Origin of the sequence: Mycobacterium sp. 4858 (assembly GCF_900240975.1) — a bacterium.
Taxonomy (GTDB): domain Bacteria; phylum Actinomycetota; class Actinomycetes; order Mycobacteriales; family Mycobacteriaceae; genus Mycobacterium.
Map to the genome: position 1 here is coordinate 536,217 of NZ_LT968775.1, position 14,947 is coordinate 551,163.

Sequence of the window (14,947 nt, forward strand, 5' to 3'; positions counted from 1 at the left end):
AACGGCCTGTTGCATAGGCCCCACTATAGGGGCAGACGACGATCACTGTCAGATCGCGGGCGGGTTACGGCCCTTTTACTCAGTACGCAAGTAAAGGCTGTGCGGCGCTCCTAAACTTGCCTAAGCTCGGCGCGCGGACCCGGTCACGGCCGGTGACATGGACCTGCCGCACCACGCCGCGGTATTCGACCGACCATGGAGGACCCAATGACGTCGGCTCAAAGCGAGTCTCAGGCACTTGGCGATCTCGCAGCCAGGCAGCTTGCCAATGCGACCAAGACCGTCCCGCAGCTTTCGACCATCACCCCCCGCTGGTTGCTGCATCTGCTCAGTTGGGTCCCGGTGGAAGCGGGCCTGTACCGGGTGAACCGGGTGGTCAACCCCGAAGGGGTGGCGATCAAGGCCGAAGCGGGCGCGGGCACCGAAGAACCCCTGCCGGAGACCTACGTCGACTACGAGACGAGTCCGCGCGAATACACGCTGCGCAGCATCTCGACCCTGGTCGACATCCACACGCGGGTCTCCGACCTGTACTCGAGCCCGCACGATCAGATCGCGCAGCAGCTGCGGCTGACCATCGAGACGATCAAGGAACGCCAGGAGTTCGAGCTGGTCAACAGCCCCGAGTACGGGCTGCTCGCCCAGGCGACTCCCGAGCAGACGATCCAGACGCTGGCCGGCGCCCCGACGCCCGACGACCTGGATGCGCTGATCACCAAGGTCTGGAAGACGCCCAGCTTCTTCCTGACCCATCCGCTGGGCATCGCCGCGTTCGGCCGTGAGGCCACCTACCGGGGCGTGCCACCGGTGGTCGTGAGCCTGTTCGGCGCGCAGTTCATCACCTGGCGCGGCATCCCGCTGATTCCGTCGGACAAGGTTCCGGTGGAGGACGGCAAGACCAAGTTCATCCTGGTGCGCACCGGTGAGGAGCGGCAGGGCGTGGTGGGCCTGTTCCAGCCGGGACTGGTTGGCGAACAGGCGCCGGGCCTCTCGGTGCGGTTCACCGGCATCAACCAGTCGGCGATCGCGACCTACCTGGTGACCCTCTACACGTCCCTGGCCGTGCTTACCGACGACGCGCTCGGCGTGCTGGACGGCGTCGCCGTGGACCAGTTCCATGAGTACAAGTGAGTACCGCGCGGTAGACGCCGAAAGCGACCTGCCGATCAGCGCCGCGGAGCTCGCCGCGCTGGCCAGCCAGTTGTATGCGGCCAGCATCCGCCCGGGTCCGGACAGCCCGCCGCAGTCGGTGCCGGCCGCCCCGCGGGGCGGCGTGCCCGACGTCACGGCCGTGACGTCGGAGGGGCAGGCGGCGGCGGGCACCGCTGATGTGTATCCGGCGCCGGTTCCGGCGCTGGGTTTCACCGACATCTATCTGCCGGCGCCGGCGTCTCCCGGACCCGAGGTCCCGCCGCAGGCGGTGCCCGTCGCGCCGCGGGGCGGCGTGCCGGACACGACGGCCGCGACGTCGGCCGGGCAGGCCGCCGCGGGTACCGCCGATGTGTATCCGGCGCCGGTTCCGGCGCTGGGTTTCACCGACATCTACCTCCCCGCGCCGACGTCACCCGAACCCGAAGCCCCGCCGCAGGCGTTGCCGGTCGCCCCCCGCGGCGGTGTGCCCGATACGACGGCGGCACCGGCAGGTCCCCATCTACCGCCCAGCGCCACCCACCCGGGCGGATTCGTGGTGCCCCGTGGCATCGTGCCGACGGTCCCCGGAGTGCTGGCCGGGACGCCGCCGGCTGTTCCGGCGGCCCAGCGCAATTCGGCGCCGTGGTGGCTGCCCGAGGCTCCGGCGGCCGTCAACCTTGGCTGGTCTGACGCGCCGGCGGCCGCGCCGGTGGGCGACGAACAGAACTACCACTTCCCGACGGCGACCGAGTCGGTGCCGCGATTGCGGGACGACCATGAGGTGTTCGACGTCAACGCGATCCGGGCGGACTTCCCGATCCTGAAGGAGGTCGTCAACGGTAAGCCGTTGATCTGGTTCGACAATGCGGCGACCACCCAGAAGCCCCAGGTGGTGATCGACCGGCTGGTGCGGTTCTACTCTCACGAGAATTCGAACATCCACCGCGCCGCACACGAGCTGGCGGCGCGGGCCACCGATGCCTATGAAGAGGCCCGCGACACCGTGGCCGATTTCATCGGCGCCCCGAGCTCCGAGAACATCGTGTTCGTGCGCGGCACCACCGAGGCGATCAACCTGGTGGCGCACGCCTGGGGCGCAAAGCATTTGCAACCGGGCGACGAGATCGTCATCACCCACCTCGAACACCACGCGAACATCGTTCCTTGGCAGCTCATTTCGCAGAAGACCGGCGCGATCCTGAAGGTCGCGCCGATCGACGACGCGGGCAACCTGTTGCTGAGCGAATTCGAGGAACTGCTCGGTCCGCGGACGAAGCTGGTGGCCGCCACCCAGGTGTCCAACGCGTTGGGCACGGTGGTCCCGGCGGACAAGATCGTCGAGCTGGGCCATCGCTACGGCGCCAAGGTCTTGATCGACGGCGCCCAGTCGATTCAGCACATGCCGGTGGACGTGGCCGAGCTCGGAGCCGACTTCTTCGTGTTCTCCGGGCACAAGATCTACGGCCCCACCGGAATTGGCGCGCTCTACGGCACCGAGGAGGCGCTGACCGAGACGCCGCCGTGGCAGGGCGGCGGCCACATGATTGCCGACGTCACGATCGAACGCTCGCTCTATCAGGGGCCGCCGACCAAGTTCGAGGCGGGCACCGGCAACATCGCCGACGCGGTCGGGTTGACCGAGGCGCTGCGCTACGTGCAGCGGTTGGGCATCGAGCGGATCGCGGCCTACGAGCACGCGCTGCTCGAGTACGCGACGCCGCGCCTCGCCGACATCCCCGGCGTCCGGCTGGTGGGTACGGCGACCGAGAAGGCCAGTGTGCTGTCCTTCGTGCTGGCGGGACACGAGCCGCTGGAGGTGGGCAAGGCGCTCAATGCCGAGGGCATCGCGGTGCGCGCCGGTCATCATTGCGCGCAGCCGGCCCTGCGGCGCCTCGGGTTGGAGGCCACCGTTCGCCCGTCGTTCGCGTTCTACAACACGTTCGAGGAGATCGACGTCTTCTTGCGCGCGGTGCGCCGGATCGCCGAGGGCGGCACCAACGTCGGGTAGCCGCCCCGGCCGCGGCTAGCGCACGACTAACTGCCCGCGTACCAACCGAACACGCGTGAGGTAAGCAGCACGATTCCCAGGGAGATCGTCGCGACGACGGTAAGGCCGATGACGGCGACGACCAGCGGGCGCCACCCGGTGCGCGCGATCTGGCGAATGTCGGTGTTCAGCCCGACACCGGCGAAGGTCAGCAGGAAAGCCCATTTCGACACGTTGGCGAGGTTGGCGGTTTGGCCCTTCGTCAACCAGCCCGCGGTCGCGATCGCGGAAACCACGAGGAAGCCCAGCACGAATTTCGGGAACTTCTCCCAGATGAACGCGGCCTTGGCCTTCGCCCCCGGCGCGATCTCGTCGGCCTGCCCGCGCGCGGCCCAATACAGGGCGAATCCCAGGACCACGAACCCGATCAGCGCGTTTCGCGTCGATTTCACGAGCACGGCGATCTTGCCGGCGTGGTCGGAGTACAGATACCCGGTGGCCGTGGTTTCGGCGGTATTGTCCACCGAAAGTCCCGCCCACAACCCGAATTCGTGATCGGTCAGCCCGATCGCGTGCCCCAACGGCGGCAATACGAACAGCGACACGGCGCCGAGGGCCAGAATCGCCGCGATCGCATAGCTGACGTCGGAGTTGCGGGCGCGGATCGCACCCTTGGCGGCCACGATCGCGGATACGCCGCAGATCGACGTACCGATCGCTAATAGCGACCCGAGCTTGCCCGAAAGCCCGAACGCTCGTGCCACGACAATGATGATGGTCCCCGCGATCGTCATGTCCACCAGAATCTGCACCAGGCTGATGCCGCCCAGCTTGGCGATGTCTCCGAGGACGAATCGCGAACCCAGCGCCACGATTCCGACCTTGAGCCAGAATTCGTACGTCTGCACGCCGGGCCGGAAGATCGGATGCAGACCGATGGTGTTGGTGATGAGCAGCCCAATCACGATGGCCCACAACACGTATTCGATGTCGGGCACCGTCCAGTGGTGGTGCTTGGCCAGGGTGTTCCACCAGATTTGCGCGTACTTGCCCAGCACGCCGACCCCGATCAGGAGCAGAATGCCCGGCACGTAGTCCAGCGGGCGTGCACTGGTAAAAGTGGCGTCGGCCGATGTTTCGTCGGGTTCGACACGAACCGTGCTCACGCGATCACCACGGGATCTTCGGGAGCACGTCGGCCACCGCCAACGCGACGATCACGCCGGCCACCGCGGTAGCCCACCAGTCCACCGATATCGAACCGAGCCTCGCGGCCCAGCCCGGCCGTTGCGCGATCTCTTTGTCGCCGCCGTCGGTCGGCACGCCTTCACTCACGATCACCGCTCCTCGATCACTACGGCGGCCTGGGACGCCACACGCTGCTGAGCGAATGGTGGCGTCTGGGACGGCCCCGGGAAAGTGATTGGCTCGTGCTGAATTTAGAAGCGCGGTTTCGGCTTTGGTCAGGTTGGCAGGCCGAGCTTCTCGGCGTCCGCACGGTACCGGTCCACCCACTCATCGGAGCGCTGGTCGGCCTGACGTTCGAGCACGGGCTCGGGCGCCAGCCGCGGGTCGAGCCCCAATGCCTCCAGGATGGCGGCCACCACCTGAGTCAGGTTGCGCCACAACACCGGATACGGAATCTCCATGGGCTTGACGTCTTCCTCGGCGAACCAATTTCGCCAGCCCTCGTTCTGGGCGCGCAGCATGGTCACGACGTGTGCGATCGCGCCGGCGTGATAAGTGGCCCGCGCATCGCGAGCCGGGTCGGGCCGCCCCCGCCACACCCGCGTCTGCACCGCCCGCCAGAACGACACCGCCTGTGAAATCACGTCGGGGCGATGCACATAGATGAACAGCGGTTCCTCACCCACCACGTCGGTGATCGCGGCCAGCAGGCCGTCGCCGCTGCGATTCGGCAGATTCTTGGCGCGGTTCAACAACAGCGGCGTCTGGTTCCACATCAGCTTGCCGCCCCATATGCCGTTCGGCGTCCTGCCGACGGTGCGGATGTAGTCGCGCCAGATCTCGGGGGGCGCGAGGTCCGGGGTCCCGACATCGAGCGGGTCGAGCAGGCGCAGGATCGACTCGTCCTCCACGCCGGCGAACCACTCGCGGGGCTGTGGCGCCTGGCTGGTGGCCGGCAGGTACTGGAAGAACTCCTGCGGCTCGCCGGCGACGCCGGTCGCGCGCAGCGACTCGACCAGCAGCGTGCTGCCGCTCCGCTGCGACGCGAGCACCAAGTAGGAGGACGGGGCGTCGGTCACTGTGTCAGCCTATCGGCACGTAAGTGCTTGCGCAGGTACTGCGTTTTCCGCTCACCCTGAAGGTAATCCTTGCCGTGAACACCGATTGTCCGAACTGTGTCGATTGGCGGCGATAGCCGAACGGGACGGTGGCCGTGAGTGCTCAACCAGGTTGTCAGAACATGGAAACTCGTCGGGTAACGAGTTCCTATTCCGCGTCCCCGCTGCCGAACCGCTTCGGAACAAATGTGACGTCGGCCGCATGTCGGCCGGGTGGGCCCCGCGCGCCGCCGGCGGTGCTAACGGTGGTTTGACACGGTCGCCGCGCGACCGCTGATGACGGTCATATCCGGGGGTTATGCGCTGCAGCCGGACCGAGTGCGGGCCGGAGATACGGGACCTGACCCCAGGGTCACATGCCGCTTGCCTGATTTCTTCTTAGTGATTGCAACCCTGACGCGGTCATAGTCTTGCCCGTAAATTCCTCGCGTGGTCTATGCGCGCAACGTGACATCGCGGTTCGGCGTGTAAGAAAGCCGCTCGAGTCGGCTAATTGCGAGCAGATTAATTGCGTTAAGAGAACGGAAAACAGGTTTGAGTCATATGGACGGCGGTCGGGCTGAGCGAGCCCGATGAAAGGGACCACCATCGCCAAGCCCATGAACGCGTTGGGCGATTTCTTTGTGCTCGGCGCCCAGGCGTTGATCGCCGCGGTGCGGGGTCCTTGGGCCTGGCGGGAGTTGCTCGAGCAGATCTGGTTCGTCGCCCGAGTGTCCATTTTTCCGACGATCATGCTGTCCATCCCGTACACGGTCCTCATCGTGTTCGTCCTGAACATCTTGCTGGTCGAGATCGGCGCCGGTGACCTGTCCGGCGCCGGCGCGGGTCTGGCCTCGGTCACACAGGTCGGTCCGGTCGTCACGGCGATGGTGGTCTCCGGTGCCGGGTCGACGGCGATGTGCGCCGACCTCGGCGCCCGCACCATCCGCGAGGAAATCGACGCGATGAAGGTGATCGGCGTCGATCCGATCCAGGCCCTGGTGGTTCCCCGCATCATCGCCGCGACTTTCGTCGCGGTCCTGCTGTACTCGGTGGTGGCTGTCACCGGCTTGGTGGGCAGCTACGTCTTCGTGGTCTTCGTCCAGCACGTCACCCCCGGTGCGTTCGTCGCGGGAATGACACTCGTCACGGGGCTGCCCCAAGTAGTCACGTCGCTCATCAAGGCAACTTTGTTCGGGTTGTCGGCGGGCCTGATCGCCTGCTACAAGGGCCTTTCCGTGGGCGGTGGTCCCACCGGCGTCGGCAATGCCGTCAACGAAACCGTCGTATTCTCCTTCATGGCGCTGTTCTTCATCAACATCATCCTCACCGCGCTGGGCGTGAAGGTCACCGCCAAATGACCGATGCAGCCCGAGAACCAACGTGGTTCACCAACCTCGGACCGAGGGCGACGGATTACGCCCGTAATCTCGGTGAACAGACCGCGTTCTACGGCCGATCCTTGGCCAACACCGCCGATGCGGTGCGACGCTATCCGGGCGAACTGTTGCGATTGATCGCCGAAATGGGAATGGGCACCGGTGCTTTGGCGGTGATCGGGGGCACGGTGGGCATCATCGGTTTCCTGACCCTGACCACCGGCGCCCTGGTTGCTGTCCAGGGCTACGACACGTTGTCCAACGTCGGGGTCGAGGCGTTGACCGGTTTTCTGTCGGCTTTCTTGAATGTTCGGATGATCGCGCCCTGCACCGCAGGCCTGGCCCTGGCGGCCACGATCGGCGCCGGTGCGACGGCGCAACTGGGGGCCATGCGGATCAACGAGGAGATCGACGCGCTGGAAGTGATGGGTATTCGCGCCATCACGTATCTGTCGTCGACACGGATCATCGCCGGGATCCTGGTCGTCATCCCGCTCTACGCCGTCGCGGTGCTGATGTCGTTCATCGCGGCCAAGTTCCTGACGATCTACAGCTACGGCCAATCCCGCGGCGTCTACGAGCACTACTTCTCCACGTTCCTGCGCCCCACCGACTTGTTCTGGTCCTTCCTGGCGGCCCTCACCATGGCGACCGGTGTGATGGTCGTGCACACCTATTACGGTTTCACCGCGACCGGCGGTCCCGCCGGGGTCGGGGAGGCCGTCGGTCGTTCGGTGCGGTCGTCAATGATCGTCACGGCGTTTGTCTGCCTGGCGATTTCGTTGTCCGTGTACGGGCAGTCCGGCAACTTCAACCTGTCGGGATGACTGCATGAGCAACTACGACAGCAGTGGGCCCGGCGCGAGCAACAGGGTCCGCGAGAGCAAGATCGACCCGATCTGGTGGGCGCCGACCTTGTTCGTCCTGATCGGGGGACTGGTCGCGCTCACCGCCGCGTCGTTCTCCGGCAAATTCCAGGATTTCGTCCCGCTCACGTTGGTGTCGAACCGGGCGGGGCTCGTCATGGAAACCGGAGCCAAAGTCAAGCTGCGCGGCGTGGAGGTGGGACAGGTCGCGTCCATCGGCACCGACGTGAAAGCGGCTCAGCTGCAACTCAAAATTCAGCCCGGCCCGTTCAAATATCTGCCGAGCAACCTCGAGGCCGAGATCAAGTCGACCACCGCCTTCGGCTCTAAGTACGTCGATCTGATCGTGCCCGAGCACCCCAGTCCGACACCGTTGAAGCAGGGCGCGGTGCTGCACTCCCGCAACGTCACCGTCGAAGTGAACACGGTCTTCGAGAATCTGCAGGGCGTGGTCCAGGCCATCGACCCGGCCAAGCTGAACGCGATCCTGTCGGCGTTCGCGCAGTCGGTGCGCGGCAAGGGGGAACGGATCGGCCAGGCGATCACCGATGCAAACGACGTCCTGCTGACCGTCAACCCCCGGATGGACACGATCCACCGGGACTGGCGGCTGTTCGGCAAGACGGCGGACATCTATTCCGATGCGGCACAAGACATTCTGTCGATCCTCGACTCGGCCGCGACCACCAGCTCCACGCTCACCGAAACCCAGCGGTCGCTCGACACGCTGTTGTTGTCGGCGGCGGGCTTCAGTCAGGCCGGAATCAACGTCATCGGCCGCAACGAGGCCGACATCGTGCATTCGGTGAACCTGCTCGACCCGACCATGGCGCTGCTGAACAAATACTCGCCGACCTTCACCTGCCTGTTCCAGGGCGCGCAGTGGTACGTGGACCACGGCGGTCGGGACATGCTGGGGGGCAACGGCTATTCGTTCATCATGGACGCCGGGCTGCTCTTCGGCGACGACCCGTACCGGTACCCGAAACACCTGCCCAAGGTGAACGCGACCGGCGGTCCGGGCGGTCGTCCCAGCTGTGGTTCGTTGCCGGACCCGAGCGCCAACTTCCCGGTGCGCGCGCTGGTCACCGACACCGGCTGGGGCGCCGCTCCGAACGAGATCCGCACCAACGTCGCCGCCGGTAACCCCTGGTGGTCGAACTACTTCCCGACCACCAAGAACCCGCCCGAGGCGCCGCGCTACTTCTTCCGCGGGGGGCAGCCGCCCCCATGAGAAAGAACCTTTCCGGGATCATCGCGCGCGTCGCGCTCTTCACGGCCATCTGCCTCGTGTTCACGTTCACGCTGATCGCGGTCTTCGGGCAGTTGCGCTTCGAGGACCGCACCGGCTATCAGGCGGTCTTCACCAACATCTCCGGTCTGAAGTCCGGCAACTTCGTCCGCATCGCCGGGGTGGAGGTCGGCAAGGTGGGTGACCTCACGCTGCACCGGGACGGCACAGTCACCGTCGGCTTCTCGGTGGACAAGGGTGTGCGCCTCACCGAGGGCACCAAAGCCCTTGTGCGCTACGAGAATCTGATCGGTGATCGCTACCTCGCGCTCGAGGAAGGGCCAGGCTCGCCGCGCCGGCTGCCGCCGGATGCGACGATCCCGCTGGCGCGGACGTCACCCGCGCTGGACATCGACGCGCTGATCGGGGGCTTCCGCCCGCTGTTCCGGGCTCTCGATCCCGACCAGGTCAACGCGCTGTCGGGGGAGTTGCTGCGGATCTTCCAGGGGCAGGGCGGGACGCTCTCCTCGGTGTTGGCGCAGACCTCGACGCTGACCTCCACCCTGGCGGGGCGCAGCGAGCTGATCGGTGAGCTGATCATGAACCTGAACACCGTGCTGCACACCTTCGCCGCGCGCGACCACGAATTCTCCGACGGGCTGGACAAACTGTCCGCGTTCGTCGACGGCCTGACGCAACGCAAGGACGACATCGCCACGGGCCTGGCCTACATCAACGCGGCCGCGGGCTCGATGACGGACCTGCTGGTGCAGGCGCGGCAGCCGATCAAGGACGTCGTGCACGAGACCGACCGGATGTCGGCCCAGGTACTTGCCGACCGGGATTACGTGGACAACCTGCTCAAGCAGCTTCCCGACACCTATCAGGTGCTGGCTCGGCAGGGGCTCAACGGCGATTACTTCGGCTTCTACTTCTGCGAGGTGTTGCTGAAGCTGAACGGCAAGGGGGGCAATCCGATTTACGTCAAGCTGCTCGGTCAGGCGAGCGGGCGGTGCACGCCGAAATGAGGCTACCGAAGCTATCGTTCGGCTCGCGAAGTCCCGTCACCATCGGCGTGATCGGCACCGCGATCTTGATCTGCGTGACCGTGGCCGCCTTCCAGTACGACAAGCTGCCGTTCGTCAAGAACACCAACGACTACGCGGCGTATTTCTCCGAAGCCGGTGGCATCAAGGTGGGTAACACCGTGCGGGTTTCCGGCATGGGTGTCGGCCGGGTCTCGATGATCCGCCTGGAAGGCACCAAGGTTCGAGTGGGCTTCACCGTCCGTAGGGGGATCGAGCTTGGTGACCGCACGGAAGCGGCGATCAAGACCGAAACGATTTTGGGCAGCAAGATGCTCGAACTCACGCCGCGCGGCCAAGGCAAGCTGGCGGGCGCGATTCCCTTGGAACGCACCACCTCGCCCTACGACCTCCCGGTCGCGCTGGGCGACCTGACCACCACGGTCAGCGGCCTGGACACCAACCAATTGTCCTCGGCGCTGACGACATTGGCCGAGACCTTCAAGGAAACGCCGGCGGATCTCAAGCCCGCGCTGCAGGGCGTGGCCCGGTTCTCGCAGACCCTCAACAACCGCGACGAGCAACTCCGCAACCTGCTGGGCAATGCCAACAAGGTCTCCGGTGTGCTGGGCCGGCGCAGTCAGCAGATCGCGGGGCTGGTGGCGAACTCCAACGCGTTGCTGGCCGCGCTGCTGGACGAACGGGATTCGGTCGACGCGCTGATGAACAACCTGACCGCGGTGTCGCACCAGATCTCGGGACTGGTCAACGAGAACCGGACCCAGCTCAAGCCCGCCCTCGACAAGCTCAACGGCGTGCTCGAGATCCTCGACAACCGCAAGGAAGACCTGCAACGGACGCTGCCGAAATTCAAGCGGTACGCGATGTCGTTTGGTGAAGTGCTGGGCTCCGGGCCGTTTTTCAAGGCGTACGTCGCCAACCTGATCCCGGGTCAGCTGGGCGGGCCGACCCTCGATGCGCGGATGTATGACCGGCCGCTGGATCCCAACCAGAAACCTCCGTCGGAGGCGGTGGACCCGCCGACCGGAACCCCGCCCGTGCCGCCGGAGAACGCGCCGCACCCCATCTGGTCCCAGCCGCCCTCACCGGGGCCGACTCCCGAGCCCGGCCCCGCGCCCGCGCAAGGTGGCGGGCAATGACGCGACGCACCCTGCGCCGGGTCACCGCCGTGACCCTGGCCGTGACGCTGGTCGTCGCGTCGTTCCTGGTCGGCAAGAAGCTCTGGAATGACGTGGAAAAGAACACCTACTCGGCGTATTTCACGGAGGCCAACGGACTGTTCGTCGGTGACGAGATCCGGATCCTCGGCGTCCCCGTCGGCGTGGTGGACAAGATCGAGCCACAACCCAACAGTTCCAAGGTGACGTTCTCCGTCGACAAGCAGTACCCGGTGCCGGCCGATGCGCGCGCGGCGATTTTGTCGCCGTCGTTGGTGACAGCTCGCGCGATCCAGCTCGTCCCGGCCTACTCGAGCGGGCCGAAACTGAGCCCGGGAGCCTCGATCCCCTTGAGCCGCACGGCGGTCCCCGTCGAATGGGACGACTTCCGCAAGCAGCTGGAGAAGCTGACCGACGCCCTGCAGCCGACGACGCCCGGCGGTGTGAACTCGGCCGGTGAATTCATCAATTCGGCGGCGGACAACCTGCGCGGCCAGGGAGACACCGCCCGGGACACGGTCATCAAGCTTTCCCAGGCCATTTCGGCGCTGGGCGACCACGCGGACGACATCTTCAGTACGGTGCGCAATCTGCAGTTGCTGGTGTCGGCGCTGTATTCGAGCAGCGACCTGCTGGCCTCCTTCAACCAGAACCTGGCCAGCGTGACGACGATCCTGACGAACAGCCCCAACGAAATCGCCAACGCGGTGAAGGGCCTCGACGGCGCCCTGGCGGATCTGCGCGACTTCCTCGCCGAGAACCGGGAATCCATGGGCGCCACGTTCGACCGGCTGAGTTCGATCACGACCGCCCTCAACGACAGCCGCGCCGACATCAAGCAAATCCTGCACGTCGTCCCGACGGTGTTCCAGAACTTCATGAACATCTATCAGCCGGCGCAGAGCGCGATGACCGGCATCCTGGCGCTGAACAACTTCGCCGACATCCCGCAATGGATCTGCAGCTCGATCGAGGCGGCCGCCCGGGCCCGGTTGGACCGGGTCTCGAAGCTGTGCCTCCAGTACGTCAACCCGATCATCAAAAACCGCCTCTACAACTACATTCCGGCGGGAATCAATCCATTCGTCGGCACTCAGGCCCGGCCGAACGAGATCACCTACAGCGAGGATTCGCTGCGCCCCGGGTACACGCCGCCCCCGCCGCCCGAGGCCCCGCCGCCGGCAGCGCCCCCGGCGGTGCTTGAACGTGAGCTCGACCCAGGTCCTGCAGAACCTGATGCTTCCGACTGGGACGCCATGAGGCGCGCGTTGGCCGCCGCGCTCGGCGTCGTCTGCATCGCCGCGCTGCCCGGATGTGAATGGCGGGGCCTGAACTCGTTCAAGCTCCCGGGCACCGCGGGTGGGGGGCCGGGCGCCTACACGATCCAGGCGCAGCTGCCCGACGTGGTCACGATCCAGCAGAACACCCGTGTTCGGGTCGACGACGTCAACGTCGGCAACGTCACCAAGATCGAGGTGCAGGACTGGCATGCGCTGGTCACCATGCGCATCGACGGTGATGTGCACCTGCCGGCCAATTCGACGGCCAAGCTCGGGCAGACGAGCCTGCTCGGCTCGATGCACATCGAACTCGCGCCCCCCAAGGACGAGCCGCCGGTCGGGCGACTGCAGAACGGTTCGGTGATCCCGCTGTCGCGCGCGAGCATGTATCCGACCACCGAGCAGACCCTGGCGTCGGTGTCGATCCTGTTGAACGGCGGCGGGATTGGACAGCTGCAGGAGATCAACCAGGCAATCGCCAAAGCGTTCGGCGGCCGGGAAAACGACATGCGCAGCCTGCTCGGCCAACTGGACGAGTTCATCAAAGGCACCAACGAGCAGACCGACGACATCATCGCCGCCGCCGAAAACCTCAACTCGCTGGCCGGCCAGTTCGCCGACAAGGATCCCGTGGTCGACAAGGCGCTCATGACGGTGCCCAAAGCGCTGGCGATCCTCGCCCAGGAGCGCACCAAGATCGCCGACGCGATCGACCAGCTGGGCAAGTTCAGCGCCATCGCGGCCGACACCATCCACCAGAGCCGGGAATCGTTGGTGAACAACCTGCGCAACATCGCCCCGGTGCTGCGGTCACTCGCCGACGCCGGGCCGGCGCTCACCAAGGGCCTCGACGGCCTGGCCACCTATCCATGGCCGACGTCCACGGTGACCAATTGGTTCCGCGGCGACTACGCCAACCTCACGATGATCGTCGACCTGACGCTCAGCCGCATCGATACCTCGCTGTTCACCGGCTCACGCTGGGAGGGGAACCTCACCGAACTCGAGCTGCAGTGGGGACGCACGATCGGCATGCAGCCGAGCCCGGTCACCGGAGGCAACCCGCTGACCTTCCCCTATCACAACGGGGGTTACTGAATGCTGCGGCTGAACCGCCGGACGTGGATCCAGCTGGCCGTCTTGTCTTTGGTGACCGTCGTGTCTTGTGGCGCAATGGCATTCAGCTTCATGAAGCTGCCGGAGACGCTGTTCGGGATCGGGGAGTACACCGTCGCCGTCGACCTGCCCACGTCGGGCGGGCTCTACAAGACCTCGGTCGTCACCTACCGCGGCACCGACATCGGCCAGGTCAAGTCGGTCGACGTCACCGCGACGGGGGTGCGCGCGGTGCTCGCCCTGAGGTCAGGTGTCAAGGTGCCCTCGGATGTGCAGGCCTCGGTGCACAGCCGCTCGGCGATCGGTGAGCAGTACATCGACCTGACCCCGCAGCCGAACAAGGACGGGGAACATGCCCGGCCGCTGCGCGCCGGTGACGTCATCCCGGCCGGCCGCGTCGACGTTCCCGTCGATATCGGACACCTGCTCGACTTGACCAACCGTGCGCTGCAAGCGATTCCCCGCGACAACCTGCGCACTGTCCTCGACGAGACCGACCGCGCCGTCAGCGGACTCGGACCGGAGCTGTCCCGGATCGTCGACGGGTCCACGGCGCTGGCCATCGCGGGCGGGCGCACCGCCGACCCGCTCGCCGCGCTGATCGACCAGTCGCCCGCGGTGCTCAACTCCCAGGTGCAGACGTCGGACGCGATCGGGACATGGGCCAATCGCACCTCGGCCATCATGGCGCAGTTCAAGGCGCAGAACGCGGCGGTGCGAGACCTGTTGACCCAGGGCGGTTCCGGGCTGGAGGAAGGGCGCGCGCTGTTCGACCGGGTGACGCCGGCCCTGCCGGTGCTGATGGCCAACCTGGTGAGCCTCGGCGACATCGCGGTGGTCTACCGCCACGACATCGAGCAGATCCTGGTGCTCCTCCCGCAGGGCATCGCGGTGATGTCCGGGGCTCTGGTGCCCAACCTGAACAGCAAGCAGGAATACAAAGGCTTCTACCTGGATTTCAACCTCAACCTCAACCTGCCGCCACCGTGCACGACGGGTTTCCTGCCCCCCCCGCAGCGTCGCTCGCCGGCCGATGTCGACGCCCCGGACCGGCCGGCGGCGGACCTGTATTGCCGGGTCCCGCAGGATTCCGAACTCAATGTGCGCGGGGCGCGCAACATTCCCTGCGAGACGAAGCCGTGGAAGCGGGCCCCCACGGTCGAACTCTGTGAGAGCGACGAGGAGTACGTGCCGCTCAACGACGGCTACAACTGGAAGGGCGACCCGAACGCCACCTACAGCGGCCAGGGCGTGCCCCAGTATCCGCCGGGCCAGGATCCGCGACTGCCGCCGCCCCGGGGCACCGCGCCGCCGGCGCCTGCGCCGCCGCCGCTCGCCGTGGCGACCTACGACCCGGCCAACGGTGACTACATAGGCCCCGATGGGCGCCGCTACACCGAGTTCGACCTGGCGCACCCGCGTGCCAAGAACTGGCAGTCACTTCTGGTGCCGCCGGCTTAAGAAAGGAG

General features: G+C 66.2%; 12 protein-coding genes and 1 pseudogene. 10 read left to right on the top strand and 3 right to left on the bottom strand.

Going from position 1 to position 14,947, the window contains the following annotated elements; genetic code table 11:
- Positions 1-207 precede the first annotated feature (207 nt).
- A complete protein-coding gene (locus C1737_RS02455) occupies positions 208-1,131 on the top strand; it encodes a family 2A encapsulin nanocompartment shell protein (protein WP_067917186.1) in 924 nt (307 codons plus the stop codon).
- Entirely contained in the window at positions 1,118-3,139 is a 2,022-nt protein-coding gene (locus C1737_RS02460) for a family 2A encapsulin nanocompartment cargo protein cysteine desulfurase (protein WP_102417123.1), read from the top strand. Before C1737_RS02455 ends, C1737_RS02460 begins: the two co-directional genes overlap by 14 nt.
- 26 nt (positions 3,140-3,165) lie before the next feature.
- Here C1737_RS02460 and C1737_RS02465 read toward each other — a convergent pair whose 3' ends face one another.
- From C1737_RS02465 to C1737_RS02470, 3 genes are all read right to left on the bottom strand, one after another.
- Positions 3,166-4,284: a YeiH family protein gene (locus C1737_RS02465; protein ID WP_102417124.1), complete on the bottom strand. Its 1,119-nt coding sequence runs from the start codon at positions 4,282-4,284 to the stop codon at positions 3,166-3,168.
- 4 nt (positions 4,285-4,288) lie between these two features.
- Positions 4,289-4,453 (bottom strand): hypothetical protein, encoded by a 165-nt coding sequence (locus C1737_RS26665; RefSeq protein WP_156764574.1) that lies wholly within the window; start codon positions 4,451-4,453, stop codon positions 4,289-4,291.
- Between the two features lie 128 nt (positions 4,454-4,581).
- Entirely contained in the window at positions 4,582-5,385 is an 804-nt protein-coding gene (locus C1737_RS02470; RefSeq protein WP_067928159.1) for a Stf0 family sulfotransferase, read from the bottom strand.
- A 611-nt stretch (positions 5,386-5,996) separates the two neighbouring features.
- On the opposite strand from C1737_RS02470, the gene C1737_RS02475 reads away from it, so the two are divergent.
- The 8 genes and pseudogenes from C1737_RS02475 (at position 5,997) to C1737_RS02510 (ending at position 14,939) form a co-directional block, all read left to right on the top strand.
- Complete coding sequence (locus C1737_RS02475; RefSeq protein ID WP_102417125.1) at positions 5,997-6,764, top strand: ABC transporter permease; 768 nt, start codon at positions 5,997-5,999, stop codon at positions 6,762-6,764.
- On the top strand, positions 6,761-7,609 hold the full coding sequence (locus C1737_RS02480; protein WP_067928154.1) for an ABC transporter permease: 849 nt from the start codon (positions 6,761-6,763) through the stop codon (positions 7,607-7,609). The genes C1737_RS02475 and C1737_RS02480 overlap by 4 nt, the downstream gene beginning before the upstream one ends.
- A 4-nt stretch (positions 7,610-7,613) precedes the next feature.
- Entirely contained in the window at positions 7,614-8,882 is a 1,269-nt protein-coding gene (locus C1737_RS02485) for an MCE family protein (RefSeq protein ID WP_102417126.1), read from the top strand.
- Complete coding sequence (locus tag C1737_RS02490) at positions 8,879-9,907, top strand: MCE family protein (protein WP_068099236.1); 1,029 nt, start codon at positions 8,879-8,881, stop codon at positions 9,905-9,907. Before C1737_RS02485 ends, C1737_RS02490 begins: the two co-directional genes overlap by 4 nt.
- Positions 9,904-11,064, top strand: coding sequence for an MCE family protein (locus tag C1737_RS02495; RefSeq protein WP_102417741.1), 1,161 nt, complete (start codon positions 9,904-9,906; stop codon positions 11,062-11,064). The genes C1737_RS02490 and C1737_RS02495 overlap by 4 nt, the downstream gene beginning before the upstream one ends.
- Positions 11,061-11,897, top strand: a pseudogene (locus C1737_RS02500) (MCE family protein); the annotation flags it as partial. The gene C1737_RS02495 and the pseudogene C1737_RS02500, both read left to right, overlap by 4 nt.
- A gap of 441 nt (positions 11,898-12,338) precedes the next feature.
- Positions 12,339-13,460, top strand: a complete 1,122-nt coding sequence (locus C1737_RS02505; protein WP_068099234.1) for an MCE family protein — start codon at positions 12,339-12,341, stop codon at positions 13,458-13,460.
- Entirely contained in the window at positions 13,461-14,939 is a 1,479-nt protein-coding gene (locus C1737_RS02510; RefSeq protein ID WP_102417127.1) for an MCE family protein, read from the top strand.
- Positions 14,940-14,947: the final 8 nt, after the last annotated feature.